The 24,620-nt window shown below is 63.4% G+C and carries 27 protein-coding genes; 14 read left to right on the top strand and 13 right to left on the bottom strand.

Annotated features, from left to right (window positions below):
• The first annotated feature begins 79 nt into the window (after positions 1-79).
• Positions 80-670, top strand: a complete 591-nt coding sequence (locus MOV80_RS03915; protein ID WP_019100346.1) for a hypothetical protein — start codon at positions 80-82, stop codon at positions 668-670.
• A gap of 73 nt (positions 671-743) precedes the next feature.
• On the opposite strand, the gene MOV80_RS03920 is transcribed toward MOV80_RS03915, so the two are convergent.
• From MOV80_RS03920 to ppsA, 3 genes are all read right to left on the bottom strand, one after another.
• Positions 744-1,091, bottom strand: coding sequence for a NirD/YgiW/YdeI family stress tolerance protein (locus MOV80_RS03920; RefSeq protein WP_019100345.1), 348 nt, complete (start codon positions 1,089-1,091; stop codon positions 744-746).
• A 61-nt stretch (positions 1,092-1,152) separates the two neighbouring features.
• Positions 1,153-1,587, bottom strand: a complete 435-nt coding sequence (locus tag MOV80_RS03925) for a hypothetical protein (protein WP_249604849.1) — start codon at positions 1,585-1,587, stop codon at positions 1,153-1,155.
• 92 nt (positions 1,588-1,679) lie between these two features.
• Complete coding sequence (gene ppsA / locus MOV80_RS03930) at positions 1,680-4,067, bottom strand: phosphoenolpyruvate synthase (protein ID WP_081576306.1); 2,388 nt, start codon at positions 4,065-4,067, stop codon at positions 1,680-1,682.
• A gap of 321 nt (positions 4,068-4,388) precedes the next feature.
• Between ppsA and MOV80_RS03935 the strand changes: the two genes are divergently transcribed.
• The 5 genes from MOV80_RS03935 (at position 4,389) to MOV80_RS03955 (ending at position 8,211) form a co-directional block, all read left to right on the top strand.
• A complete protein-coding gene (locus tag MOV80_RS03935) occupies positions 4,389-5,213 on the top strand; it encodes a pyruvate, water dikinase regulatory protein (RefSeq protein ID WP_043592814.1) in 825 nt (274 codons plus the stop codon).
• Positions 5,214-5,659: 446 nt separating this feature from the next.
• Positions 5,660-5,959, top strand: a complete 300-nt coding sequence (locus MOV80_RS03940) for a hypothetical protein (RefSeq protein WP_019101872.1) — start codon at positions 5,660-5,662, stop codon at positions 5,957-5,959.
• Positions 5,960-6,187: 228 nt separating this feature from the next.
• Complete coding sequence (gene trpS / locus MOV80_RS03945; protein ID WP_249604850.1) at positions 6,188-7,210, top strand: tryptophan--tRNA ligase; 1,023 nt, start codon at positions 6,188-6,190, stop codon at positions 7,208-7,210.
• 138 nt (positions 7,211-7,348) lie between these two features.
• Positions 7,349-7,654 carry a chorismate mutase gene (locus tag MOV80_RS03950; protein ID WP_019101874.1) on the top strand — a complete coding sequence of 102 codons (306 nt, stop codon included), beginning with the start codon at positions 7,349-7,351 and terminating at the stop codon, positions 7,652-7,654.
• A 92-nt stretch (positions 7,655-7,746) separates the two neighbouring features.
• A complete protein-coding gene (locus MOV80_RS03955) occupies positions 7,747-8,211 on the top strand; it encodes a CreA family protein (RefSeq protein WP_019101875.1) in 465 nt (154 codons plus the stop codon).
• Between the two features lie 44 nt (positions 8,212-8,255).
• Here the strand turns inward: MOV80_RS03955 and MOV80_RS03960 are convergent, their stop codons facing one another.
• From MOV80_RS03960 to mltG, 7 genes are read right to left on the bottom strand one after another with little or no spacing between them, the layout of a single operon-like run.
• Positions 8,256-9,032: an MBL fold metallo-hydrolase gene (locus MOV80_RS03960; protein WP_019101876.1), complete on the bottom strand. Its 777-nt coding sequence runs from the start codon at positions 9,030-9,032 to the stop codon at positions 8,256-8,258.
• A gap of 24 nt (positions 9,033-9,056) precedes the next feature.
• Positions 9,057-9,449, bottom strand: coding sequence for a hypothetical protein (locus tag MOV80_RS03965; protein WP_043592816.1), 393 nt, complete (start codon positions 9,447-9,449; stop codon positions 9,057-9,059).
• Positions 9,450-9,463: 14 nt separating this feature from the next.
• Positions 9,464-10,234, bottom strand: coding sequence for a TatD family hydrolase (locus tag MOV80_RS03970; RefSeq protein ID WP_019101878.1), 771 nt, complete (start codon positions 10,232-10,234; stop codon positions 9,464-9,466).
• 48 nt (positions 10,235-10,282) lie between these two features.
• Positions 10,283-10,657, bottom strand: coding sequence for a PilZ domain-containing protein (locus tag MOV80_RS03975; protein ID WP_019101879.1), 375 nt, complete (start codon positions 10,655-10,657; stop codon positions 10,283-10,285).
• An 18-nt stretch (positions 10,658-10,675) separates the two neighbouring features.
• A complete protein-coding gene (locus tag MOV80_RS03980) occupies positions 10,676-11,689 on the bottom strand; it encodes a DNA polymerase III subunit delta' (protein ID WP_019101880.1) in 1,014 nt (337 codons plus the stop codon).
• On the bottom strand, positions 11,689-12,324 hold the full coding sequence (gene tmk, locus MOV80_RS03985; protein WP_019101881.1) for a dTMP kinase: 636 nt from the start codon (positions 12,322-12,324) through the stop codon (positions 11,689-11,691). The genes MOV80_RS03980 and tmk overlap by 1 nt, the downstream gene beginning before the upstream one ends.
• Complete coding sequence (mltG, locus tag MOV80_RS03990; RefSeq protein WP_039755172.1) at positions 12,324-13,316, bottom strand: endolytic transglycosylase MltG; 993 nt, start codon at positions 13,314-13,316, stop codon at positions 12,324-12,326. The genes tmk and mltG overlap by 1 nt, the downstream gene beginning before the upstream one ends.
• A 198-nt stretch (positions 13,317-13,514) precedes the next feature.
• On the opposite strand from mltG, the gene MOV80_RS03995 reads away from it, so the two are divergent.
• From MOV80_RS03995 to MOV80_RS04030, 8 genes are all read left to right on the top strand, one after another.
• Positions 13,515-14,192 carry a DUF3313 family protein gene (locus MOV80_RS03995; protein ID WP_019101883.1) on the top strand — a complete coding sequence of 226 codons (678 nt, stop codon included), beginning with the start codon at positions 13,515-13,517 and terminating at the stop codon, positions 14,190-14,192.
• A gap of 106 nt (positions 14,193-14,298) precedes the next feature.
• Entirely contained in the window at positions 14,299-14,979 is a 681-nt protein-coding gene (locus tag MOV80_RS04000) for a DUF3313 family protein (protein WP_019101884.1), read from the top strand.
• Positions 14,980-15,036: 57 nt separating this feature from the next.
• Positions 15,037-15,765: a molybdate ABC transporter substrate-binding protein gene (gene modA / locus MOV80_RS04005; protein ID WP_107732809.1), complete on the top strand. Its 729-nt coding sequence runs from the start codon at positions 15,037-15,039 to the stop codon at positions 15,763-15,765.
• The gene (gene modB / locus MOV80_RS04010; RefSeq protein ID WP_107732810.1) at positions 15,762-16,436 is read left to right on the top strand and encodes a molybdate ABC transporter permease subunit; all 675 of its coding nucleotides are present in this window, start codon (positions 15,762-15,764) and stop codon (positions 16,434-16,436) included. Before modA ends, modB begins: the two co-directional genes overlap by 4 nt.
• A 169-nt stretch (positions 16,437-16,605) precedes the next feature.
• Positions 16,606-16,869, top strand: a complete 264-nt coding sequence (locus tag MOV80_RS04015) for a hypothetical protein (RefSeq protein WP_019101887.1) — start codon at positions 16,606-16,608, stop codon at positions 16,867-16,869.
• 170 nt (positions 16,870-17,039) lie between these two features.
• Positions 17,040-18,515 carry a flagellar cap protein FliD N-terminal domain-containing protein gene (locus MOV80_RS04020; protein WP_161523178.1) on the top strand — a complete coding sequence of 492 codons (1,476 nt, stop codon included), beginning with the start codon at positions 17,040-17,042 and terminating at the stop codon, positions 18,513-18,515.
• Between the two features lie 93 nt (positions 18,516-18,608).
• Positions 18,609-19,307, top strand: coding sequence for a FadR/GntR family transcriptional regulator (locus tag MOV80_RS04025; RefSeq protein WP_039755173.1), 699 nt, complete (start codon positions 18,609-18,611; stop codon positions 19,305-19,307).
• A gap of 71 nt (positions 19,308-19,378) precedes the next feature.
• Positions 19,379-20,650: an MFS transporter gene (locus MOV80_RS04030; RefSeq protein ID WP_249604851.1), complete on the top strand. Its 1,272-nt coding sequence runs from the start codon at positions 19,379-19,381 to the stop codon at positions 20,648-20,650.
• A gap of 208 nt (positions 20,651-20,858) precedes the next feature.
• Here the strand turns inward: MOV80_RS04030 and MOV80_RS04035 are convergent, their stop codons facing one another.
• Genes MOV80_RS04035 through MOV80_RS04045 form a run of 3 tightly spaced genes read right to left on the bottom strand, consistent with a single transcriptional unit; the run spans position 20,859 to position 24,620 of the window.
• Positions 20,859-21,383, bottom strand: a complete 525-nt coding sequence (locus MOV80_RS04035) for a DUF2946 family protein (RefSeq protein ID WP_043592832.1) — start codon at positions 21,381-21,383, stop codon at positions 20,859-20,861.
• 55 nt (positions 21,384-21,438) lie between these two features.
• Positions 21,439-23,931, bottom strand: a complete 2,493-nt coding sequence (locus MOV80_RS04040) for an FtsX-like permease family protein (protein ID WP_249604852.1) — start codon at positions 23,929-23,931, stop codon at positions 21,439-21,441.
• The gene (locus MOV80_RS04045; RefSeq protein ID WP_048414370.1) at positions 23,928-24,620 is read right to left on the bottom strand and encodes an ABC transporter ATP-binding protein; all 693 of its coding nucleotides are present in this window, start codon (positions 24,618-24,620) and stop codon (positions 23,928-23,930) included. The genes MOV80_RS04040 and MOV80_RS04045 overlap by 4 nt, the downstream gene beginning before the upstream one ends.

The following is a 24,620-nucleotide window of genomic DNA, read 5'->3' on the forward strand; positions in this document are numbered from 1 at the left end:
TTTATGCTCATAGCAAAACGGCGGCTTGATTTTGCCGTCATGTGGTCCACGATAGAAGAATGGGCATAGGGAGACGAGAATGAGCGACTTCATGTTGCAATACGGCGATGAGTTGTTGCCGGTGGAGGGGGACTTCCCTGAAGTGGGCGCTTATCTACCCAGCTTCATGCTGGTGGGCGACGGCAAGCAGGACGTGTCGCTGGAAGGCTTGGGCGGCGTGCCCAAGCTGATTCTGACCTTGCTCTCGCTGGATGAATACGAGCATGGCGGCCAATATCTGCTGCAGGAGACGCGGCGCTTCCTGGAGCGCTGGCCGCAAATCAGCCTGGCGGTGATTACGGTGGATTCGCCGTCCTCTCTGGCCCGCGCCCGGCGCGAGCACGGCTTGCCCCACGTTACCCTGCTGTCCACGCTGCGCGGCCGCGATTTCCACAAACATTACGGGGTGTTGATCCGCGAATATCCGCTTAGCGGCTACACCGCGCCCGCTCTGCTACTGGCCGACGGCAGCAACATCATTCATTACGCCGAGCGGCTGCGCAACACCCAGGATCTGTTCGACTTCGAAAGGATCAACCACTTGCTGCGCGAAGCCGAGGAACAGGCGCTGGAGGCGCAACAAGAATTGGAGCACGAGGAGCAGTTGAAGGACGAAGGCCCGTCACAGTAAGCCCCCAATAAAGACACGGGCCCGGCCTGCTCATGCAGCGCCGGGCCCGTCGCATTGGCCAGGGGAAAGCGGCTTACGGCAAAACTTCCACCAGCTTGGCGTCCACCTTGGTCGAAGTCAGTTCCTTGTCCACTTCGCCGACGATGCGCAGCTTGCTGTTCTGGTCGAACTTTTTCGCCGGCAGGCGTTTCTGGCTGATCTTCACCGTCATCGAACCGGTGGCGTCGCGGAATTCATAACGCTTGTGGTCGATCTGGCGCACGATTTTGCCTTCCAGGGTGACCGGGGTGTCGTCGGCGGCTTTCTGCGCGGCGGCTACGGTAGTGACCGCGGCCGGCACGCCGGGGCCGGCGAATTCCGCCTGAGCGGCGAACGGCAGGGACAAGGCGGCGGCAGTGAGCAGAACGGTGATGGTTTTCATGTTGTGGCTCCTTAAGTGTTGGTTGACGGTGCCATTAAAACAGCGCCGGCTTAACGCAAACTTAAGCGTTCGCCCGGGCCCCCAACAAGCGGCGCGAAGAGTCCGGATCGGCCGCATAGCCATGCTGAGCATAGCGCGCCTGTTGACGGTAATGCGCTTGTTCGCTGGCGATTCGCTTGTCCACGCCCTTGAGCGCAAGCTGCAACTCCGCGTTCAATCTTAAGTCTTTATGCCCGAAGCTGGCCGGCAGCGGTTTGATCTCCGCGGCGATGGCATCGCGCAAAGCGCCCAAGTCCGCGTAGCTGCCGCGCTCCACGGCCTGATTGGAGCAAGCCTTTAATACTTTGGCCAGCGCGCTGGCCTCCTTCGCCTGGGGCGCGTTCAGATAGCGCGGGATCAAGACATCCAGTGTCTGATGGGAAACCGGGAGAAATGGGAGTCGCATGGGTGCATCCTGATAAAGGTGATGAGTCGAATCGTTGATGCCGCCCAGCATATGCATCCGTTCCCGCGCCAGCTTGCAAGAAACGCCGGACAAAACAAAACCGCCCGGCAAGCGGGCGGTTTGAAAGCGACGGAACTGCGAACTTAGCTGTTCAGTTCGCGCGCCAGATACAGCCAGGTTTCCACCACGGTGTCCGGGTTCAGGGACACGGTTTCGATGCCCTCTTCCACCAGCCACTTGGCGAAGTCCGGATGGTCAGACGGGCCCTGGCCGCAGATGCCGATGTACTTGCCCTGCTTGCGGCAAGCCTGGATCGCCATGTGCAGCATGGCTTTGACCGCTTCGTTGCGCTCGTCGAAGGTGGAGGCGATCGGGCCGCCGGAGTCGCGGTCCACGCCCAGCGTCAGCTGGGTCATGTCGTTGGAGCCGATGGAGAAGCCGTCGAAGTGCTGCAGGAACTTGTCCGCCAGCACGGCGTTGGTCGGCAGCTCGCACATCATGATCAGGCGCAGACCGTTTTCGCCGCGCTTGAGGCCGTTGGCGGCCAGGATCTCCACCACTTGCTCGGCTTCGGACAGGGTGCGCACAAAGGGAATCATCACTTCCACATTGGTCAGCCCCATCACGTCGCGCACTTTCTTGATGGCGCGGCATTCCAGTTCAAAGCAATCGCGGAAGGATTCGGCCACGTAGCGCGCGGCGCCGCGGAAACCGATCATCGGGTTTTCTTCGTGCGGCTCGTACAGTTGACCGCCGATCAGGTTGGCGTACTCGTTCGACTTGAAGTCGGACATGCGCACGATGACCTTTTTCGGATAGAAGGCGGCGGCCAGAGTGGACACGCCTTCGGCGATCTTGTCGACGTAGAAGTCCACCGGGCTGGCGTAGCCGGCGATGCGGTCGCTGATGGTGGCTTTCAGATCCGCCGGCAGCTTATCGAACTCCAACAGCGCTTTCGGGTGGATGCCGATCTGACGGTTGATCACGAACTCCATGCGCGCCAGGCCCACACCTTCGTTCGGCAGCTGCGCGAAGTCGAAAGCCAGTTCCGGGTTGCCGACGTTCATCATGATCTTGACCGGGGCCTTGGGCATCTTGTCCAGTTCCAGGTCGATCACTTCCACGTCCAGCAGGCCGTCATAGATGTTGCCGGTGTCGCCTTCGGCGCAGGAAACAGTGACCTGCATGCCTTCGGACAACACTTGGGTAGCGTCGCCGCAGCCCACCACGGCCGGGATGCCCAGCTCGCGCGCGATGATGGCAGCGTGGCAAGTACGGCCGCCGCGGTTGGTGACGATGGCGGCGGCGCGTTTCATCACCGGTTCCCAATCCGGGTCGGTCATGTCGGTGACCAGCACGTCGCCCGGCTTGACGCGGTCCATCTCGGACGCGTCCTTGATGGTGCGCACCACGCCCTGGCCGATCTTCTGGCCGATGGCGCGGCCTTCGCACAGCACTTGCGATTTGCTGTTCAGACGATAGCGGCGCAGCGTGTCCTTGCGGTCTTCCTGCGACTTCACCGTTTCCGGGCGGGCCTGCAGGATGTAGAGCTTGCCGTCGTGGCCGTCGCGGCCCCACTCGATGTCCATCGGACGACCGTAGTGCTTCTCGATGATCAACGCGTATTCGGCCAATTCGGCCACTTCGGCGTCGCTGATGGAGAATTGCTGACGCTCCAGCGGGGGCACGTCCACGGTCTTCACCGAGCGGCCGGCTTGCGAGGCGTCGGTGAACTCCATCTTGATTAGCTTGGAGCCCATGGTCTTGCGCAGCACCGCCGGACGGCCGGCTTTCAGCGTCGGCTTGTGCACGTAGAACTCGTCAGGGTTTACCGCCCCTTGCACCACGGTTTCGCCCAGGCCGTAAGACGCGGTGATGAACACGACGTCTTCAAAGCCGGATTCGGTGTCGATGGTGAACATCACGCCTGCCGCGCCGCAGTCGGAACGCACCATGCGCTGCACGCCGGCGGACAGAGCCACTACGTCGTGCTCAAAGCCTTTGTGCACGCGGTAAGAAATGGCGCGGTCGTTGTAGAGGGAGGCGAAAACGTGTTTCATCGCATCCTTGACGTTGTCAAGGCCGCGGATATTCAGGAAGGTTTCTTGCTGGCCTGCGAACGAGGCGTCGGGGAGGTCTTCGGCGGTGGCGGAGGAGCGAACTGCAACGGAGATATCGGCACCGCCGGCATCGGCCACCATCTGATCCCAGGCCTCTTTGATATCGGCGTCAAGCTTGGCGGGGAACGGGGTGTCGATGATCCATTGCCGGATTTCCTTGCCGATTCGGGCCAGTTCGCTGACATCGTCGATGTCCAGATTGGCCAGTGCGGCGCTGATCTTGTCGGCCAGACCGTTGTGCTGCAAAAAATCCCGGTAAGCCTGCGCCGTGGTGGCAAAGCCGCCTGGGACGCGAACCCCGGAGCCGGCCAATTGGCTGATCATTTCACCAAGGGAGGCGTTCTTGCCGCCTACCTGCTCCACATCGGTCATGCGCAGTTTCTCGAACCAGATGACGTAGTTCTCAGCCATCACTTCACTTCCTGTGTTGGATTGGGACGATAGGGCCGCATTCTAGCCGAATTACGTGCCAGATGCGTAGCGTCTTTTGCAGCGCAACACGGGTTTTCGGCCGAACAAGGACAAGCATTGCAACAGAATCAATAAGTTGACAGACATTCCTGATGAAAATGATTGTCAAAACCGTGTAATTTACGCACTACACGGCTAAGCGGCGCTCCTAGCGGGTTTCGTCGCGGCCTTTCAGAGTATAGAATCCTTTGAACCCCGGGCGCGCCGCAAAGCGCGGCAGGCGCGGTTCCGGCCTTGTTCACTCGCAATACAGGTGTTTGCATGCCCCACCATCTCCGCTCCGCCTTCTTCGTTTCCGATCGCACCGGCATCACCGCCGAATCGCTGGGCCACACGCTGCTGACCCAGTTCGACACTGTGGAATTCAAGCGCGAGACCATTCCCTTTGTCGATACCGTGGAAAAGGCCGAAGCGCTGGCGGAGGTCATCCGCCAAGTGTCGGAAACGGATCACCTGAAGCCGCTGGTGTTCACCAGCATCATCAACCCGGACGTGCGCAGCGCGCTGCAGGTTGAGAACGCGGTGATGATAGATTTCTTCGACACCTTCATTGGCCAGCTGGAACAGGAAATCGGCCAGCGAGCCTCGCTGAGCGTGGGCAAGGCCCACGGCATGGTCAACGAGGAGAAGTACGATCACCGCATCGAGGCGGTCAACTTCTCGCTGAACCACGACGACGGCGTCAAACTGAAGGACTTGCATGAAGCGGACGTGATCCTGGTGGGCGTATCCCGCTCCGGCAAGACCCCGACCTGCCTGTATCTGGCGCTGCAATACGGCATCCGCGCCGCCAACTACCCGCTGACGCCGGAAGACCTGGGAAGCCCGACGCTGCCCAAGTTGCTGCTGCCGTTCAAGGACAAGATCTTCGGCCTGACCATCGATCCGGCGCGGCTGCACCATATCCGCTCCGAGCGCCGGCCGGACTCCAAATACGCCAGCATGGACAACTGCCGACGCGAGGTGAACGAGGCCGAGTCCATGTTCCGCCATCACGGCGTCCCCTTCATCAGCACCACTCACAAGTCCATTGAGGAAATCGCCTCCACCATCATGCACAAGGCGGCGCTGGGCCGGCGTTTCTAAGAGCCTGTTCAAAATCATGCTGCGCTTCGGCGATACGGCGTTGAAAACATCCTAAAAATGCTCATGCACCACTTGACCATTCCGTTTTTTCGCTCGTTTTCGCCTTGTCTCGCCCTAGCCCGCGAGACTTTGAACAGGCTCTAAGACCCCCTAACAAAACCCCTGATCCTGCGTTGCCCTCCTTGTCGTACCACTTGTACTGCCCGCGTCGGCGCACCTTGGCTCAGGTTCTCTGCGAGGTTTTGTTAGCGGCTCTAAGCCTTGCCCGTATCCCATTGGAACCGGCCGGCGTCGCCCGGCCGTTTTCATGCCCACCACCGAAGAAGCTCAGTAACAATATCCATATAGCACTTTGTTTATTATCACTTTTTTACAATTTCGACCGGAACATATAGCAAGCAGGCGCTCTCAAATAGGCATCTTGATCCCTTGAACCGGGAACCCCGATGCATATCGTATCCATCGCCGCGCAGCTCAAGGCCGCCGCCTCGCCGTTGCGACAAGTGAGCGCGGTCGCCGCCAAGACCGACAGCCGCGCCGCCGCGAGCGATCCACGCAAGGAAATGGCTGAGTTCGTCGCCCCTCACCCGCAATCCTCCACAACCAACAGGGATGCCGCTTCCCACGGCGAGTCTTTCGAACGGCTGTTGCGCCAAGCTCAGAGCGCGGCCGGAAAAAAGAATGATTCGCCCTATTCCGAAGACCTCATGCCGCCGGCCGGCAGCCTGTTGCATGTCCTGGCCTGAAAAGACGCTTGACGCTGCTTTGCCCGCCGTGCTCTGATAAAGCCCATGAACTACGCAACCGCATTCGCATCCTTTTTTTGGTGGTGGCGCCTGAACTAAGGCGGCGCCGGCGTTTGCACACCCAAAACCCGGAAGCTGCCGATACGGCGGCATAGGGTTTCCAGCAGTACCTCTCCTCCCCCGGATCGGCAGTTTCCAACAAGCTCAAGCTTACTGGAGACCACTGTTATGAATCTGGACAGCATCACAGCCAAAGACATCATCCTGACCGGCGACCGCACCACCGGACAATTGCATCTGGGCCACTACGTCGGCTCGCTGCGCAACCGCGTGATCCTGCAAGACCGTTGCCGCCAGTTCCTGCTGCTCGCCGACGCCCAGGCGCTGACCGACAATATGGGCAACTATCTGAAGGTCCGCGACAATGTGCTGCAGGTGGCGCTGGATTACCTAGCGGTGGGCATAGACCCGGAAAAAAGCACCATCTTCATCCAGAGCCTGGTGCCGGAGCTGACCGAGTTGTCTTCCTACTATCTCAACCTAGTCACCGTGGCGCGGCTGGAGCGCAACCCCACCATCAAGGACGAGATCAAGCAGCGCGGCTACGAGCGCGACATCCCCGCTGGCTTCCTCACCTACCCCGCCGCCCAGGCCGCGGACATCACCGCCTTCAAGGCCAGCATCGTGCCGGTGGGTGAAGACCAGATTCCCATGATCGAGCAGACCAATGAGATCGTGCGCCGCTTCAACGCCAGCGTAGATCAAACGGTGTTGGTGGAAGCGCGCACGGTGGTGCCGGAACACGGCTCCCGCCTGCCCGGCATCGACGGCAAGGCCAAGATGTCCAAATCCCTGGGCAACACCATTACTTTGTCGGCCACGCCTGACGAGATCCGCCAGGCGGTGAAGATGATGTACACCGACCCCAATCACCTGCGCGTCGCCGACCCGGGTCAGGTGGAAGGCAATGTGGTGTTCACCTATCTGGACGTATTCCATTCCGACACGGCGCAAGTGGCGGAATGGAAGGATCATTACCGCCGCGGCGGCCTGGGCGACACCGTGATCAAGAAACAGCTGGAAGAATGCCTGCAGGCCTTGCTGGAACCAACCCGCACCCGCCGCGAACAGTACGCGCGCGATCCGGCCGCGGTGATGGAGATGCTGAAGACCGGCACCCAGCGCGCGCGCGCGGTGGCGGCCGCCACGCTGGCCGAGGTTAAGGCGGCAATGGGCTTGAACTACTACTGAGAACCTGTTCATCGTCTGCCGCGCTTCAGCGATACGGCGTTGGGAACGACTCCAGCATGCCCATGCGCCACACAGCAGCCTACGCCTTGTCTCGCCCTAGCTTGTTAGGCTATGAAACCGATTCTGAAAGGCTTTTTAATGGAACAGATCTACCAATGCCAAAACCTGGATGAGGTGCGGGGCCAGATCGACCGCATCGACCGCGCTCTGGTGTCGCTAATCGCCGAGCGCGGCCTTTATGTGCGTCAGGCGGCGGCGTTCAAGCACGGCCGGGACGAAGTGGAAGGCGGCAAACGCGCCGATCAGGTGATGCGCCGCGTCGAGCGTCTGGCCGGCGAACTGGGGGCCGACGCGGCGCTGACCGCGGCGGTCTACCGCACGATGATAGAGTACTTCGTCGCCGATGAAATGGCGGCTTTCCGCGCCAAAGCGGCTGGCGATTGAGGCGAAGGCCGGCTTTCCCTACAATCGCTTCCATCCGCTGACCGTCGGCCGCCCTTCCCGGCCGGCGTCTTTCCCGCGGCTGGAGAACACGAATGAACAAGATAGCCCTGTTGCTGCTCGCCTGCCTGGCCGCGCCCGTGATGGCCGAAGAGGTGGGCGAGGTGTCCACCACCTTCAAACTGCTCAGCCCCAACGACAAGGTAGTGGTGGAAGCTTTTGACGACCCGGCGGTGCAAGGCGTGGCCTGCTATATCTCCCGCGCCAAGACCGGCGGCTACAAGGGCGCGCTGGGGCTGGCCAAGGACCCGTCGCGCTTCTCCGTGGCCTGCCGCCAAGTGGGCGCGATCAAGTTTTCGCGGCCGCTGCCCAAGCAGGAACAGGTGTTCAAGGAAGGCGCGTCCTTCATCTTCAAGCATGTGCGCGTGGTGCGCATCGTCGACGCCAAGCGCAATACGCTGACCTACCTCAGCTACTCCGACAAGCTGATAGACGGCAGTCCGGACAACGCGCTGACCGCGGTGGCGGTGCTGGATCAGAAAATCCCGCTACAGCCCTGAAATAAAAGCGATTGATTATTAACGATTTCTTGACATGACGGGCATCAGCTAAACGACAGCTCGACGCGCAGGCCGTCATAGCCCACTTCCACGCCGGGCGGGCATTCGGCGCTGAGTGCGGCGAACTCCAGCCGGTGGGTCATGTGGATCAGCACCGTGCGCTCCGCGCCGATGCGTTTGGCCCAGGCGAAGGATTGGCTCACGCCCAGGTGGGACGGATAGGGGTCGTGGTTCAGGCAATCCAGGAACAAGACTTTCAGCCCTTGCAGCAAAGACAAGCTGCTGTCCGGGATGTCCGACACGTCGGTCAACCAGGCCATATCGCCAACGCGCCAGCCAAGGCAAGGCCAGGAGCCGTGTTGCAGCGGCACCGGCGTCAGCGTGACGCCGCCGCAGTCCACCGGCCCGTCCACTTGCTGTGGCAACAGCACCGGCTTGTCCCACATCTTGGACGGCGGCAGCAAGGCGTAGTCGAAACGACGCTTGATGTTGTCCAGGGTGAAGACGTTGCCGTAGAGCGTGATCGGCCCCTTTTTCACATAACAAAAAGCGCGCAGATCGTCGATGCCGTTCAGGTGGTCGGCGTGCGGATGGGTATACAACACCGCGTCCACCCGGCTCAGCCCCTCGCGCAGCGCCTGCTGCCGCAGGTCCGGCCCGGTGTCGATCAACAGCCCCTGGCCGGCCACCTTAATGTAGGCGCTGGCGCGGGTGCGGCGATTGCGCGGATCCGCCGAGCGGCAGGTAGCGCAATCGCAGCCTATGGCCGGCGTGCCGGAGCTGGAGCCGCAGCCCAGGATGGTGACTTCAAGCGAGCCCAATGACGTTTTCCAAGTAACAAGACATCAGCGGCAGCGCTCCGGGCGTTCCGCCTTCTCGCGCACCCAGCCGCCGTCGCAACGGACATTCCCGTCCGCGTCTTGCTGGCAGCTGCCGCGCGGCTGCTTGGCGCAATACGGATTGCCATCCCGCGACAACAGGCAGGCGCCGGGGCCGGCGTAGGTGACGCCATTGGCGCGCACCACCCCGCCGCCCGGATACGGCGAGCACAATACGTTGCCGAATTCATCAATCGCGCATTCGCCCTTGCCGCACATCGCCTGTCCGCGCTGCACCAGAGCGATGCCCCCGTCTTCGGAACAATAGCTGCGGCCGTTCAGATTGACGCAATTGGCCCAAGCCTGGGCCGACAACAGGACGGCCAGCAAGGCCAGCCCGGACAGCAAGATTCGCTTCATGCGCTTTCTCCGCTTCAACGACCGGCCTTGGAGAAGAGCCGGAAAAAATTATCGCTGGTGACGCGCGCCACCTCTTCCAGATCGATGCCGCGCAGTTCCGCGATATGCGCGGCCACATGGCGGACGTAGGCCGGTTCATTGATCTTGCCGCGATAGGGCACCGGCGCCAGATACGGCGAGTCGGTTTCGATCAACATCCGTTCCAGCGGTACTTTCTGAGCCACCTCCTTGACCTGTGCCGCATTCTTGAAAGTCACCACGCCAGAGAAGGAAATGTAGAAGCCCAGCTCCAGCGCCGCCTGCGCCACCTCCCAGGTTTCGGTAAAGCAATGCATCACGCCGCCGCACACTTCAGCGTTCTCTTCACGCATCAGGCGGATGGTGTCCTCGGCGGATTCGCGGGTATGAATCACCAGCGGCAGGCCCACGCGCTTGGCGGCTCGGATATGGGTGCGGAAGCGTTGATGCTGCCAGTCCAGATCGCCTTTGCACCAGTGGTAGTCAAGGCCGGTTTCGCCGATGCCCACCACTCGCGGATGCGCGGCCAGCGCCACCAGCTCGTCCTCGCTGTATTCTTCCGCCTCCGGATCGTCCGGATGCACGCCCACGGTGGCGTACAAATTGCCGTGGCTTTCCGCCAGCGCCAGCACTTGCGGATATTTGGGACGGCTGACGCCGATCACCAGCGCGTGGCTGACCTGGTTGGCCTGCATATTGGCCAGCACTTCCGGCATGCGCGCGGCGAGGTCGGGAAAATTGATGTGGCAATGGGAATCGATAAACATAGTTGCGTCAATCAGGCTGCGGCGCGCGGAAGCGCGTCGCGAAAACAATCACATGGTATGGGTGGGTCGGCTGGAGTTGAGCACGCCGCTGAGCAGGGCCTCGATCTTGTCCTTGGCCTGCTTGCCGGCGTCGCCGGCGACGAACTCGACGCCGACGCCCTGCACCCGGCTGTTATTGGCGCCGGCCGGCGTCAGCCACACCACCTTGGCCTGCACCGCGATGCGCTGCGGGTCGTCCATCAAGGTCAGCAGCAGGAACACTTCCTCGCCCAGCTTCATTTCCTTGTTGGTGGGAATGAAAATGCCGCCGTGGCGCACAAAGGGCATGTAGGCGGCGAACAGCGCGCTGCGCTCCTTGATGTGCAGGGACAGCACCCCGGGACGGTTGGGGTTGAGGTCCGGGCGAGTGGCGGAAGTGTCCATACTTGCTAACCCTCAGTGTCAGGCGGCCTTGCCGCTGGCGAATATCTTGAGATAGTCCATCAGCACCGCCTCCAATTGCAAGCGCGTGTTCAGCGTATGCTGGCCAAACGGCGCCAGTTGGTTGAGCGTTTGCTGGCACGCCATCAATTGCGCGATGTCGGCGCGCGCCGACAGCTGCTGCAAGGCGCGCTCCTGATCTGGATAATAGCGGAGCAAACCGGCCAGTCTCAAACTCGCTAGATCATGCAGCCATTTCATCAGCCAGCCGATGGGTAGCAGCAGCGGCAGTTTCTGTTTGTCCACCGCCTCCGCCAGCTGCAGCACATTGGCGAAGCTGGGCTGGGCCAATCCTTGAACAAACTGGCCACGCAGCTTGGCCAGCGCCGGATCGTGGTCGAACAGCGGCGCGCCGCCATTGTGGGCCAGCTCCAGTTCGGCGTCGGCCACGCCTTGCTCTCGCAACCAGGCCAGCGCTTGCGCCTGGTCCGGCCGCGTCAGCGGGAATTGGCGGCAGCGGCTGCGTATGGTGGGCAGCAGGCGTTGGGGCGCATGCGCCACCAGCAGAAACAAGACCTCCGCCGGCGGTTCTTCCAGGATTTTGAGCAAGGCGTTGGCGGCGGCCGGATTCAGGCTTTCCGCCGGCTCCACCAGCACGATGCGCCGGCCGGCGCGATGGGCGCTCAGATGAGCGAAGTCGATCACCTCGCGCACCGCCTCGATTTTGATCACCGGCAGCTTGCGGCTGACCTTCTTGCCCTCCGCGCCCTCCTTGCCTTCTTCGTCCTCATCGCCCAGCGGCGACAAGCGGCGGAAGTCCGGATGAGTGCCGTGCAGATACCAACGACAGGCTTCGCATTCGCCGCAAGGACGGTGACCGGCTTGGGGGCGTTCGCATAGCAAGGACTGGGCCAGATGTTCGGCGAACTCCAGTTTGCCGATGCCCGCCGCGCCGGTGAACAACCAGGCGTTGGGCAGGCGGTCGCGCTCGGTGTTCAGCCGCGCCCAGTCGCCTTGTTGCCAGGGCAGCAGCATCACGCGGCCTCCAGCAGTTTTTGCAAGCAGGCCGCGATATCCACCTGGATCTCGGCGATGGAACGGCTGGCGTCCAGCACCGCGAAACGCGGCTGTCCGGCGGCGCGCCTCAGATAGGCTTCGCGCACGCGCACGTGGAAATCGGCTTTTTCCTGCTCAAAGCGATCCAGCTGCCGGGTCTTGGACATGCGCTCGGCCGCCACCTCCAACGGCAGGTCGAACAGCAAGGTCAGATCCGGCTGCAAACCGTGTTGCACCCATTGCTCCAGTTCGGCGATGCGCTCGAAGGGCACGCCGCGGCCGCCGCCCTGGAAGGCGAAGGTGGAATCGGTGAAACGGTCGGACACCAGCCACTGGCCGGCGGCGAGCGCGGGCTCGATCACGCTGTGCAGCAATTGCTGGCGCGAGGCGAACACCAGCAGGGTTTCCGCGTCCAGCGAGGCCTCGGTGTCCACCGCCAACAGCAGTTCGCGGATTTTCTCTCCCAGCGGAGTGCCGCCCGGCTCGCGGGTGAATACGGCGTCGACGCCGTGTTGCGCCAGCCAATCGCGGATAAAGGTCAGATGGGTGCTCTTCCCGGCGCCGTCTATGCCCTCCAGGCTGATGAAGCGGCCGCGTTGCTGCTCTAGCGCCATTACTGTCCTTTCTTCAAGATGTATTTGCGCACCGCCTGATTGTGTTCGTCCAGCGTCGCGGAAAAGTGCGAGGTGCCGTCGCCTCGGGCGACGAAATACAGGGCGTTGGTTGCGGCCGGATTAGCCGCCGCGTCCAGCGCCGCCTTGCCCGGCAAGGCGATGGGCGTCGGCGTCAGCCCGGCGCGGGTATACGTATTGTAAGGCGTGTCGCGGCGCAGATCAGCCTTGCCTATCTTGCCCTGGTACAGGCTGCCCATGCCGTAGATCACCGATGGGTCGGTCTGCAGCCGCATGCCCTGCTTCAAACGGTTGACGAACACTCCGGCCACCATTGGGCGGTCGGCGTCTTCGCCGGTTTCCTTTTCGATCAGGCTGGCCATGATCAGCAGTTCGTAAGGCGTGCGGTAAGGCAGCTCCGGCTTGCGTGCCGCCCAGGCCGCCTCCAACCGTTGCTGCATGGCGCTGAAAGCCTGCCGGTACAGTTCAGCGTCTTCTATGCCCGGGCTGAACAAATAGGTGCTGGGAAAGAACAGGCCTTCCGGCTTGGCGTCGCCAAAGCCGAGCCGCCGCATGATCTCCTCGTCGCTCCAGTCCTTGGCGGTGTGCTGGATATCCGGGTTGCGGTCTATCGCCTGACGGAACTGGCGGAAGGTCCAGCCCTCGATCACCGTCAGGCTGGCCTCGTCAGGGTGGCCATCCGCCAAGCGGTTCAAGATGTCCAGCATCGATGCCTGGCCGTCGAAACGATACAGACCCGCCTTGATCTTGCGGTCCACGCCTTGCAGGCGGGCCAGGGCCACCATCACCTGACGGCTGCGAACCACTCCCTCCTGTTCCAGCCCGCGCGCCACCTGGCTCAGGGTGCGGTTGGGCCCCACGGTCAGCTTGTAACCGGCTTCCGGCAAACCAACCGGAATCAGAACCACCCAGGCCAGCCAGGCACAGCCCAGCGCCAGGCACAGCAACATCAGGCGAAACAGTGTTTTCATCATTTGACGGAAAGAATCAGGCAGCGCAGCGGAACGATCGCGCATGATACCAGACAAGCCGGCCTGACCGACATGTCAGGCCTTCCTCCCGCAATCAAGCAAAGTTTGCGCCAAATCAACTGTCCACCTTTCCATTTTGCATAGTTTTGCTCGCGTTCTATACCTGATTAAATGGACTGCTTAAATGATGCGAGTCTTTTCATGAAGCCATTCTTCAATCTGGGATGCGCATTGGTGGCCTGGACGGCGCTGGCCAGATTGGCGGCAGTCCGGCAGACCGACAGGGATTTATGGCGCCTGCCTATGGCGGCCTTCCGGCAAGGCCGGCATGCGCAGCAATTGACTTACCTGCAATCGCCCGCGGCGCTGAACGACTACCACGCGCTGATCGTGGAACCGCTGTTGCTGCTGAACCGGCAACAGGACGGCGGCTGGCAGTTACTGCAAGCCGCGGAACAAGAAATCGTCAACCAGATCCTGCGCCGCCAAGTGGCCGCGCTGTTGCAAGCCTGGCCAATCGCGCTGACCGACGTCGCCACCCCAGGCGTGCTGCGCTTGCGCATCGCGGTGGCGGCGCGCCAGTCTCGGATCGCCCAAGACAGCCAACCGTTGAGCAGCAGCCACGTGGCCCTGCAGCTGCCTTGCATGGCTTCCAATATAGAACCGTATCTGCAACTGGTGTCCTCGGTGTCTCAATTGGAAGACGCGATGGGACGAGGCGTGGTCGCCGGCGGCGTCACCATGCAGTCACAGGCCGAAGCCGAAGCCAGCGACGAGGACGACGGCTGGCGGCAATTGCTGATCCAGGATTGGTCCCCGTTGCTGCGCCAGCAATTGACGCCGACGGCGCGGCACGGCGCGGCCTCGCCTGCGCAATAAACCGCATGACGATAGTCCGCCTCGTCACAAAGTTGCAACAATATCGATGGAACGCCGCTGGGCGGCCGCAGTCCATCTCCCACGCAATCCCCATTGAGCCCGCACGATGAAACCCTTCTTTAAACTCGCCTGCGCGCTGATGGCTTCCGCCTTGCTGGCCAATATCGGTCACGCCGGGGACAAGCCGGAGAATCTGGTCCTGCTGCCCAGCGAAGCCTTCCACCCCAGCCCGGATCATGCCGGCCAGGTGTTGTACCTGCAGCCCGGCGTTGATCTGAAACGCTATCACGGCATCCTGATCGAACCGCTGATCTTTCTGGGCCGCCAAGCGGACGGCCAGTGGCAGGCCACGGCGGCGGATGAGCATAACCGGCTCGACGCCTGCTACCGCAACAGCCTGGCCCGGGCGCTATGCCTCGAGGGGCTGCCGGTGGCCGACGCGGCCGGACCGGGCATCGCCCGGCTGCGCGTGGCGGTGGGCGACATGCTGAGGGAACTGGCCGGACCGGATGCGCGGCGGCCATTGCAGGCCTCACTCAATCTGGCCCGCTTCGCAGACGACATCGACCCCTACCTCGCCCAAGTCTCCACCATAGGCCAGCTGGAGGACTCGGAGTCCGGATTGCTGCTGGCCGGCGGCGTCAACCTGCTGGGAAAAGAATTAAATCCGGACGACGCGCAACCCTCCAACGCGGAGTGGCTGCAACAGCGCGTCGACCTTTGGAGCCGCCATCACGCGCGGCAGATGGCCCAACACTTGGCGGCGGCTACACCGTTTGGGGAGTAGGCTAGCGCCCGGGCTGGCGGCATAATGGTCGCCTCATACCCTGTCAGGAAGCAGACCATGCCGCGCAAAGTCTTGAGCTTGTTGCTGTTGCTGTCCCCGCTGTTCGCCGCCGCCGACACCGTCACCGTGGCGGTCGCCAGCAATTTCCAGCAGACGCTGGACAAGGTCGCGGTGGAGTTCAAGGCAGCCAGCGGCCACGACATCAAGGCTAGCGGCGGCGCTTCCGGCAAGCTGGCCGCGCAGATCCGTCAGGGCGCGCCGTTTGACGTGTTCCTGTCCGCGGACGACGAACGCCCTGCCGAATTGCTGCGCGACAAGATAGGCAAACCCGACAGCCGCTTCACCTACGCCATCGGCAAACTCGCGTTGTGGAGCAAGCAGCGCGACGACGCGGGCGAAGCCGCGCTGCGCGGCGGCAACTTCAACAAACTGGCCATCGCCAACCCGGCGGCCGCGCCCTATGGCCGCGCCGCGGTGGAAACCCTGACAGCGCTGAAGCTCGCCGACGCGCTCAAACCCAAGTTCGTCACCGGCGACAATATCAGCCAGACCATGCAGTTCGCCCAAGTCGGCGGAGCCGACTTCGCCTTCGTCGCTTATGCGCAATTGTTGGAGCAAGGCATCTCCAAGCACTACTGGCTGGTGCCCGCCAAGCTGCATCAGCCCATCCGCCAGGACGCGCTGCTCGTGCGCGACACCCCGGCGGCCAGGGCCTTTCTCGCCTTCCTCAAGGGCGACAAGGCCCGCGCGCTGATCAAGAAAGCGGGCTACGACTTCTCGCAATGACGGCTTCCGAATGGGCGGCCATCGCCCTCACGCTGCGGCTGGCCGCCATCAGCACCCTGATCCTGCTCATGCTGTGCGTGCCGCTGGGCTGGTGGCTGTCGCGCACGCGTTCCCGCCTCAAACCGGTGATAGAGGCCGGCGCAACCTTGCCGCTGGTGCTGCCGCCCACGGTGTTGGGCTTCTATCTACTGGTGGCCTTCGGCCCGCATGGTCCCATCGGCCAGCTGACCGCCTGGCTGGGCTGGCCCGGCCTCGCCTTCACCTTTCAGGGGCTGATCATCGCCTCGGTGCTGTATTCCCTGCCCTTCGTGCTGCAGCCGCTCATTGTCAGCTTCAACGCGGTGCGGCGCGAGGAAATCGAAACCGCGATGATGCTGGGCGCCAACCGCTGGCAGCGGCTGACCCGCGTCATTCTGCCTAGCTGCCGTTCCGGCGTGCTCGCCGCAGCCAGCATGGGCTTCGCCCACACCGTGGGCGAGTTCGGGGTGGTGCTGATGATAGGCGGCAATATCGAAGGGGAAACCCGGGTCATTTCCATCGCACTGTACAACCATGTGGAGCAGGCGGACTACGCCAGCGCGCACCGTCTGGGGCTATTGCTGGTCTTGTTCGCCTTCTCCACCCTAGCCCTGGTTTATCGTCTCAACACGCGTCAGCGCCACTACGACTGAGAACCTGTTCGCGCTTTGACCCGTTGTCGATTTTGCTAACGATACTGATATCTATTGATGCAAGCCGTTACATGACGTCAACAAAATGCAGTGTTCATGCGCTATAACTTGGAGTATCGTTTTTCTCGCCCGTCATGGGACCGACAACCCGCCCTACTAAGGATGAATCATGCGCAAATACCTGATGATCGCTGTTTTGGCCCTGACTTCCGCCAACCTGGCGCTGGCTGACGCCGCCTGCGACGCCAAAGCCGCCGAGAAAAAACTGGCCGGCGCCGCCAAGAGCAGCTTCCTGAAGAAATGCGAGAAAGACGGCGCCGCCGCCAACGCCCAAAAAAGCTGTGACGCCAAAGCCGCCGAGAAGAAACTGGCCGGCGCGGCCAAAGCCAGCTTCGTGAAGAAATGCGTGAAGGACGCGGCCCCGGCCAAGTAAGTCTCCTTCCCGGCGGCCTGTCCGCCGGGACAGCCCGCTCGCCGGCAAATTCCTGATTCTTCGCCTACACTGAGAGGTGGCAACAGGGATTCTGCGGGTGAGCCATGGCAAACAATATCCTCGGAAATTACAATCCGCTGTTATCGCTTTTCGGCAATAACAATCAATTCTTGAGCGGTTTATTGGGCTCGTCGCCCATTGTGCCGCTGATCCGCAGCAGCAACAGCTCGCAAAGCGCCGGCACCGATCCCAATGTGGTGCTGATTTCCGGGCTGGGCCAGTTGCTGTCCAGCCTGAACGTCTTCCAGGACAGCCTGCAACAGATCTATTCCCCGTACGCGGTCAACAACTCCATCAGCGGCAGCAGCAGCAATCCGTCGGTGGCCAGCGTTTCCACCGCCGCCGGCGCGCAAAACGGCAATTACAGCGTATCGGTGTCGCAGCTGGCGCAGGCGCACAGCGCAGTCACCGCCTTTACCTTGCCGGACACCAGCAGCACCGCGGTGGGCAGCGGTACCCTGACCATCAAGACCGGCAGCTACGCCTACACCTCGCCCACCTCGGCCACCAGCTTCACTCCCAGCGGCAGTTCGGCCACGCTGTCCATCAACAACGGCACGCTGTCCAGCATCGCCACCGCCATCAACGGCTCCGGCGTCGGCATGGTGGCCAATATCGTGCAGAATGCCTCCGGCAATTATCAGTTGCAGATCAGCGCCGCCCAGACCGGCGCCAGCAACAACTTTCAGATCCTGGTCAGCGATAACGACGGCAACAATACAGACCAAAACGGCCTGTCCCGTCTCGCTTTCGACCAAACCCAGGCGGTGGGCAGCGGCCAGAACCTGACCCAGACCCAGGCCGCGCAAAACGCCAACTACCTGATCAACGGCGCCTCGGGCTCCAACGCCGGCAACAGCGGCATCTCGCTGGGCTCCTCGGTGTCCATGGACCTGCTGTCCACCGGCAGCACCAATATCTCGGTCAAGCTGGACCTGAACGGCCTCAACGGACAGGCGCAATCGCTGGCCGACGCCTTCAACACCCTGCAAGGCAGCCTGAACGCGCTGCTGGTCAGCGGCGGCTTGCTCAGCCGCGACCCCATCGCCAAGCAATTGGCCAGTAGCATGAACCAGCAGGCCGCCGCCAGTTACAGCAACGGCAGCTCGCTGCTGGTCAAGCTGAACCAGATCGGCCTTAACTTCCAGTATCCGCAACAGTTCGGCCAGATGGGCAGCCTTAGCCTGAGCAACAACAGCCTGCAAAGCGCTTACAGCGGCGACTCCCAAGGCGTGGCCAACCTGCTCTACACCGCTGCCCGAGCGTTGAACTGGCTGGCCAATAGCTACGCCTCCTACGGCAACGGCACCATCCCTCAAACCCTGACCGCCTTGCAAAAAATGCAGTTCAGCCTGCAACTGAGACAATCCGCCACCCCGGCGTCCAACACCATTCCCGCCAATCTCTCCTCCCTGACGGTCAATCAGTCCGGCTCCATCCAGCTGAGCGCGCAACAGATCAGCGCGCTGTCGCTGTACGCGATGGTCTACTCCCTAGGGGCACCCTATGCGGTCAGCTCCCAGATTCTGAACAACGGTCTGGGCCTGTCCGGCAACAGCGGCAACGGCATCTCCACTTATGCATGATTGATATTTGCTATTTGTTTTCCATTTAGCATTGTCGGCACTGTATTGTCCCGCTAAAATTCATCGGATGATTGGATGAATCAGGAGCAAGTCATGTCGGCGCTTCCCTATAAACGCTCGCTGGTCGACATCGCTGTGGAAAACATCGCCAAGCGGCTGGCGGACGGCGATTGGCCGCTGGGCGCTCGCATTCCCACCGAGCCGGAACTGGCGGAACAACTAGGCGTCAGTCGCAACACGGTGCGCGAGGCGGTGCGGGTGCTGCTGTACGCCGGCCTGCTGGAGGTGCGCCAGGGCGACGGCAGCTATGTGCGCGCCACGGTCAACCCCGGCGAGGCGATGCGCGCCATCAGCCGCGCCAGCCTGCGCGAGCACCTGGAAGTGCGCTGCATGCTGGAGGAAAACGCTGCGCGGCTGGCCGCCAGCCGCTGCCCGGAAGCGGATCTCAGCGCGATAGCGGACGCGCTCGCGCGGCGTGGAGAGCGGCTGCCGCAGGAGCCGCTGGAGGCCTTCATCGACCGGGATCTGGAGTTTCATCTCGCCGTCGCCAACGCCAGCGGCAACCAGGCCTTGGCCGAGCTCTACGCGTACTTCTCGCGCGCGGTGCGCCAGCATGTGCAGCAGTCCATCCTCGACGAGGCGCTGCCGGACCCGGACCTCGCCGCCCACCAGGCCATTTACGAAGCCATCCGGCTGCGCCGGCCGGACGAGGCGGCGCAAGCCGCCGCCGCCATCACCCGCCCCCTGCTGGAGGCGCTGGATCGTTTGCTCAATCGCTCCGCCGCGGCTTGAGCCAGACTCGAGTCGGCCCCCTGGCGCGGGGAGCCCGCTCCGACAACAACAAAAGCGCAGAAGGAAAACCCATGTCCACACCCAAATCCGTGCCGGATCATTTGCCGGTCGAAGACACGCTGATCGACGCCGAGATCGACGACGCCGGCGTGCAAAGCCAGCGCCCCGCGCTGCACCGTCCCTGGCTCTTGCTGCTGGGCCTGATCTTGGTAGGCGTCAATCTGCGGCCGGCGCTGTCCAGCCTGTCCCCCGTGCTGCATGACGTCGCCGCCAGCCGCGGGCTCAGCGGCCTGATGGCCGGCCTGCTCACCACGTTGCCGGTCGCCTGTCTCGGCCTGTTCGGCCCCTTGGCGCCGCGGTTGGCCCGCCTCTGGGGCAGCGAAAAAACCATCGCGCTCATCCTGGTGACGCTGGCGCTGGGCATTTTGCTGCGCACTCAGTTCGGTCAATTCGGACTGTTCGCGGGTTCGGCCTTGGCCGGCGCCAGCATCGGCGTCATCGGCGTGTTGCTGCCCGGCATCGTCAAACGCGACTTCCCCGCTCAGGTCAGCCTGATGACCGGGGTCTACACCATGGCGCTGTGCCTGGGCGCGGCGCTGGCCGCCGGTCTGACCGTACCAGCAATGCGCTGGATGGACGACAGCTGGCAAGGCGCGTTGGCGATCTGGGCAAGCCCGGCGCTGCTGGCCTTGCTGGTGTGGTGGCCGCAAACGCGGATCCGGCAGGCGTCCCATCACGGTCAATGGCTGGTGCGCGGCTTGCTGCGCGATCCCTTGGCCTGGCAAGTCACCTTGTTCATGGGTTTGCAGTCGTCGATGGCCTACATCGTGTTCGGCTGGCTGCCGTCCATCCTGATAGACCGCGGCGAGACCGCGCTGCACGCCGGCCTGCTGCTGTCCATTTCCATCATGGTGCAGGTGGTGTCCTCGCTGCTGGTGCCGGCGCTGGGACAGCGCTGTCGCGACCAGCGCCCGCCGATCGCCGTCACCGTGGCGCTGGTGATCAGCGGCCTGCTCGGCATGCTGTTCGCGCCGACAGACAGCCTGCTGTTCTGGGCGGTGCTGCTGGGTCTGGGCCAAGGCGGCCTGTTCAGCATGGCGTTGAGCCTGCTGGCGTTGCGCTCGCCGGATCCCCATGTGGCCGCTCATCTGTCCGGCATGGCCCAGGGCGTCGGCTATGCGCTGGCTTCTCTCGGTCCGCTCAGCGTAGGCCTGATCCGCGACCAGACCCACAGCTTGTGGCCGCTGGGTCTGTTATTCACACTCATCTCCGCCGCCACCTTCGCCATGGGCATGTTGGCTGGGCGCAAGCGTCTGGTGCAGGTGGAGTCGCGTCCGCTCTAAGAGCTTGTTCAAAGTCTGCTGCGCTTCGTGGAGCGTTGCACGGTGAGTACAAGCTCAAAATGCTCATGTACGCCATGTACATTCGGCGTTCTCAGCCGTTTTCGCCTTGTTTCGCCCTTGTTCGCGAGATCGTAAACAGGTTCTAAGCCATCCGCGGACCAAACAAAACCCCGGGCAAGCCCGGGGTTTTGTTTGACGGTGAAACGGCTCAGCCTTTGGGCCGTCCGACGATGCCGTAACGCAGCCACAAATCCGGCAGGCTCTCCTTCCCCAGCGGAATCGCCGCCTTGCCCAGCGCCAGCCTGTCCGGCAACGAGGCCATGTCGCCGTCCCAGCCCGGCGCCCCTTCTTCCAGCACCGCGGCCAGGTCGCGGTCATCCACCGCCGCCAGCTCGCCGCCGATCTCGATCAACAACATGCCTTCCGGCGTCAGCCAGGCGGAGCGCGCCGGCACGTCGTCGTCGTACGGCAGCGTGCTCCAACCCGACGGAGTGCGCCGCGCCACCAGCGGCGCGGCGTCCAGCGTCACATAGACTTTTTGCGGCCCGTTCTGCACATAACAGCGCCCCAGACCGTCGCGGCTGTAGTTGCGGCCAAAAAACTCGGTCATCGCCTCATGCTGCAAGCGCTCGTCCTTGATCCACCACTGGCCGCGCGCGTCCAGCCGCAACCAGCCAAACACGGCGGGCACGTTCGGCCACTTGGCCATTGCCGCCTGTACTATCGCATCCATCATGCGTCTCCTTGCGGGTTTCGCCCCGCTTGACTCTCAGCTTTGACCACCAAACTCAAATCGCTCTCAACACCGCCATCGGCGAAGTCCGGGTCACTCTCCCGACGAGCGGCCAACCGGCCACCACCACCACCAGCGCGCCACAGGCGATGCCGGCGGGCAACAGCCACGGATTGAACACCAAGGGCAGGTTGAACAATTTGACCGAAGCCAAAGCGCCGATGCCCATCGCGCCCAATGCCGCCAATAAACCGGAAAACGCGCCCAGCCAGGCCAGTTCCGCCAGCACCACGCTGCGCACCTGCCGCCGCGACGCCCCCAGCGCCCGCATCAGGCCGACATCGAACAGCCTCTCGTCGCGAGTGGCCGCCAGCGACGCCCACAACACCAGCACGCCGGCGGCCAAGGCCAGGCCGAACATGGCCTCGATGCCGCGCGACAGCTTGTCCATCATCGCCCTCACCTCGGTCAGGATCGCCCCGACGTCGATCACGGTCAGATTGGGAAACTCGCCCACCAGGCGATTGACGAAATCCTCGTCCGCCGCCTCCAGCCGGAAGCTGGTGATCCAACTGGCCGGCTGCTGACTGAACTGACCGGGCGTGCCGATCACGAAGAAATTGACGCGGAAGCTGTCCCACGGCACTTCGCGCAAACTGGTGACCTTGGCGCGGTAAGCGGTGCCGGCCAGATCGAAAACCAGCGTATCGCCCAGCTTGATGCCCAAAGTGCCGGCCAGTTCCCGTTCCACCGAGAACTGCGGCGGAATCCGTTTCTGAACTGGCCACCACTGGCCCGCCGTCAGCTTGTTGCCCGGCGGCAACTCATCGCGCCAAGAGAGGTTGAACTCCCGCTCGGCCAAGCGCCGCGCGCGTTCGTCCTCATACGCGGATGGCCGCACCGGGCGCTCGTTGATCGCGATCAGCCGCGCCCGCACCATGGGCGCCAATTCAGGCGCCGCGCGTCCCTCCGCGGCGAAGGCGTTGCGCACGCCGTCGAGCTGGTGGCGCTGAATATTGATGACGAATTTATTCGGCGCGTCCGCCGGCACGCTGCGTTGCCAGGCGCCGATCAGGTCGTCGCGCACAATGGTCAGCGTCAGCAAGGCCATCAGGCCCACCGACAAGGACACGATCTGGATCACCGCCAGCCAGTGACGGCGGGCGATATTGGCGATGCCGAAGCGCCAGCCCACCCGGCGTCCGCGCGGCAGCCGCCGCATCAGATAGACCACGCCCAGCGCCAGCGCGCCCACCGCGGCGAAGAAGCCCAGCATGCCGGCCAGCAGCCAGCCGGCCACCGCCAGGTCGCCCACCTGCCAGGCGGCCAGGCCCAGCAGCGCCACCAGGGCCAGCAAGGGCGCCAGCACGCCCTGGCGCGTCGGCGTCAATTCATCGCGCAGCACCGCCGCCGGCGGCACGTCGCGTATGCCCATCAAGGGCGGCAGCGCCAGACCGGCCAGCAGCACCAGCGAGGCCAGCGGGCCCACCAGCCAGGTCAGCCAGCCCGGATCGGGCAGGATTTCACCGACATAGCCGCTGGCCAGCCGCATCAAGGCCAGCTGCACGCCGAAGCCGCCGGCGGTGCCCAGCGCGCCGGCCAGCAGGCCCAGCAAGAGGAACAGGCTGACGAACAGCCCCCACACCTCGCCCGCGGTCAGGCCCAGGCAGCGCAGCACCGCCACCTGCTGCCAATGGCGCGCCAGATAACGCCGCACCACCAGCGCCACCGCCGACGCCGCCAGCGCCACGGTCAGCATCGCGGTCAGGCCCAGAAAACGCCGCGCGCGCTCCAGCGCGGTGCGCACTTCCGGCCTGGCCTCCTCCACGTTTTCCAGCCGCGCGTCCTTGGGCTTGGCCTTTTCCAGCCACTGGCGGAAATCGGCGACGCCGCGGTCGTCTCCGGCGAACATCAGCCGCCAGCGCGCGCGGCTGCCTTCCTGAATCAGGCCGGTGGCGGCCAGGTCGGCGCGGTTGAACATCAGCCGCGGCACGAAGTTGTACAAATCCATCGCGCCGTCCGGCTCGCGGACGATTTCGCCGGCCAGCCGCAGCTGCGCGCCGCCCACGCCCAGGGTGTCGCCCAGCTTCAGCTTCAGCCGCCGCATCAGTCTGGCGTCGGCCCAGGCGGTGCCCGCGGCCGGCCGCAGGCTGCCGGTTTCGATCCGGCCGTCGGCCAGCCGCACGCTGACTTCGCCGCGCAAGGGATAGTTGTCGCTGACCGATTTATACGTGGCCAAGGCCGCCTGGCCGCCGGAAAACACCATGGAGGGAAAGCTGATGTTGTCGGCCAGCCGCAGGCCGCGCTTTTCCGCCTCGCGGCGGATGGACTCCGGCGCCGGCTGATTGCCGTTGAGCACCAGATCGGCGGCCAGCAGCTGGGTGGCCTGGGTGGTCAGCGCGCGCTCCACGCGGTCTGAGAAAAAGGCCACGCTGCTCATCGCCATCACCGCCACCACCAGGGCCAGCGCCAGGATGGTCAGCTCGCCGGACACCAGTTCGCGGCGGATGAAGCGGAACACCAGGGTCAAGCGGCCGGCCAGCGTCATGAGCGCGCTCCGTTGAGCTTGCCTTCCACCAGCCGGTAGATGGCGTCGCAACGGCTGGCCAGTTCGGTGTCGTGGGTAACCAGCACCAGCGCGGTGCCCTGCTCGGCGTTGAGCTGGAACAGCAGGTCGATGATCTGCCGGCCGCTGTGCGGGTCCAGATTGCCGGTGGGCTCGTCGGCGAACAGCAGGCCGGGATGAATGACGAAGGCGCGCGCCAGGGCCACCCGTTGCTGCTCGCCGCCGGAAAGATGACGCGGGTAATGGCCCAGCCTGTGGCTGAGGCCGACGCGGTCCAACATCTGGCGCGCCGCTTCGCGCGCGTCGGCGCGGCCGGCCAGCTCCAGCGGCAGCATCACGTTTTCCAGCGCGGTCAGTTGCGGCATCAGCTGGAAATTCTGGAACACGAACCCCACCTTGTCTCTGCGCAGCAGCGCGCGCGCGTCTTCGCTCAAGCCGGACAAGGCTTGGCCGAACAAGGACACCTCGCCGCCGGACGGATGGTCCAGCCCCGCCAACAGGGACAACAGGGTAGACTTGCCGGAGCCGGAGGCGCCGACGATGGCCACGCTCTCGCCCGGATACAGGGTCAGCGTGGCGCTGCGCAGGATGTTCAGCGGCTCGCCGTGGAAATGCACCTGCTTGGCCAGCTCGCTGGCCGCCAACACCGCCTGGGTTTCAATTGGATTCAT

Origin of the sequence: Chromobacterium sp. IRSSSOUMB001 (assembly GCF_023507765.1) — a bacterium.
In the GTDB taxonomy this organism is placed as follows: domain Bacteria; phylum Pseudomonadota; class Gammaproteobacteria; order Burkholderiales; family Chromobacteriaceae; genus Chromobacterium; species Chromobacterium haemolyticum.

What these genes read in the sequence shown, in the direction of transcription:
- MOV80_RS03915 (WP_019100346.1), top strand. Translation starts at nt 80, where the DNA reads ATGAGCGACTTCATGTTGCAATACGGCGATGAGTTGTTGCCGGTGGAG.
- MOV80_RS03920 (WP_019100345.1), bottom strand. Translation starts at nt 1,091, where the DNA reads ATGAAAACCATCACCGTTCTGCTCACTGCCGCCGCCTTGTCCCTGCCG.
- MOV80_RS03925 (WP_249604849.1), bottom strand. Translation starts at nt 1,587, where the DNA reads ATGCTGGGCGGCATCAACGATTCGACTCATCACCTTTATCAGGATGCA.
- ppsA (WP_081576306.1), bottom strand. Translation starts at nt 4,067, where the DNA reads ATGGCTGAGAACTACGTCATCTGGTTCGAGAAACTGCGCATGACCGAT.
- MOV80_RS03935 (WP_043592814.1), top strand. Translation starts at nt 4,389, where the DNA reads ATGCCCCACCATCTCCGCTCCGCCTTCTTCGTTTCCGATCGCACCGGC.
- MOV80_RS03940 (WP_019101872.1), top strand. Translation starts at nt 5,660, where the DNA reads ATGCATATCGTATCCATCGCCGCGCAGCTCAAGGCCGCCGCCTCGCCG.
- trpS (WP_249604850.1), top strand. Translation starts at nt 6,188, where the DNA reads ATGAATCTGGACAGCATCACAGCCAAAGACATCATCCTGACCGGCGAC.
- MOV80_RS03950 (WP_019101874.1), top strand. Translation starts at nt 7,349, where the DNA reads ATGGAACAGATCTACCAATGCCAAAACCTGGATGAGGTGCGGGGCCAG.
- MOV80_RS03955 (WP_019101875.1), top strand. Translation starts at nt 7,747, where the DNA reads ATGAACAAGATAGCCCTGTTGCTGCTCGCCTGCCTGGCCGCGCCCGTG.
- MOV80_RS03965 (WP_043592816.1), bottom strand. Translation starts at nt 9,449, where the DNA reads ATGAAGCGAATCTTGCTGTCCGGGCTGGCCTTGCTGGCCGTCCTGTTG.
- MOV80_RS03970 (WP_019101878.1), bottom strand. Translation starts at nt 10,234, where the DNA reads ATGTTTATCGATTCCCATTGCCACATCAATTTTCCCGACCTCGCCGCG.
- MOV80_RS03975 (WP_019101879.1), bottom strand. Translation starts at nt 10,657, where the DNA reads ATGGACACTTCCGCCACTCGCCCGGACCTCAACCCCAACCGTCCCGGG.
- MOV80_RS03980 (WP_019101880.1), bottom strand. Translation starts at nt 11,689, where the DNA reads ATGCTGCTGCCCTGGCAACAAGGCGACTGGGCGCGGCTGAACACCGAG.
- tmk (WP_019101881.1), bottom strand. Translation starts at nt 12,324, where the DNA reads ATGGCGCTAGAGCAGCAACGCGGCCGCTTCATCAGCCTGGAGGGCATA.
- mltG (WP_039755172.1), bottom strand. Translation starts at nt 13,316, where the DNA reads ATGATGAAAACACTGTTTCGCCTGATGTTGCTGTGCCTGGCGCTGGGC.
- MOV80_RS03995 (WP_019101883.1), top strand. Translation starts at nt 13,515, where the DNA reads ATGAAGCCATTCTTCAATCTGGGATGCGCATTGGTGGCCTGGACGGCG.
- MOV80_RS04000 (WP_019101884.1), top strand. Translation starts at nt 14,299, where the DNA reads ATGAAACCCTTCTTTAAACTCGCCTGCGCGCTGATGGCTTCCGCCTTG.
- modA (WP_107732809.1), top strand. Translation starts at nt 15,037, where the DNA reads ATGCCGCGCAAAGTCTTGAGCTTGTTGCTGTTGCTGTCCCCGCTGTTC.
- modB (WP_107732810.1), top strand. Translation starts at nt 15,762, where the DNA reads ATGACGGCTTCCGAATGGGCGGCCATCGCCCTCACGCTGCGGCTGGCC.
- MOV80_RS04015 (WP_019101887.1), top strand. Translation starts at nt 16,606, where the DNA reads ATGCGCAAATACCTGATGATCGCTGTTTTGGCCCTGACTTCCGCCAAC.
- MOV80_RS04025 (WP_039755173.1), top strand. Translation starts at nt 18,609, where the DNA reads ATGTCGGCGCTTCCCTATAAACGCTCGCTGGTCGACATCGCTGTGGAA.
- MOV80_RS04030 (WP_249604851.1), top strand. Translation starts at nt 19,379, where the DNA reads ATGTCCACACCCAAATCCGTGCCGGATCATTTGCCGGTCGAAGACACG.
- MOV80_RS04035 (WP_043592832.1), bottom strand. Translation starts at nt 21,383, where the DNA reads ATGGATGCGATAGTACAGGCGGCAATGGCCAAGTGGCCGAACGTGCCC.
- MOV80_RS04040 (WP_249604852.1), bottom strand. Translation starts at nt 23,931, where the DNA reads ATGACGCTGGCCGGCCGCTTGACCCTGGTGTTCCGCTTCATCCGCCGC.
- MOV80_RS04045 (WP_048414370.1), bottom strand. Translation starts at nt 24,620, where the DNA reads ATGAATCCAATTGAAACCCAGGCGGTGTTGGCGGCCAGCGAGCTGGCC.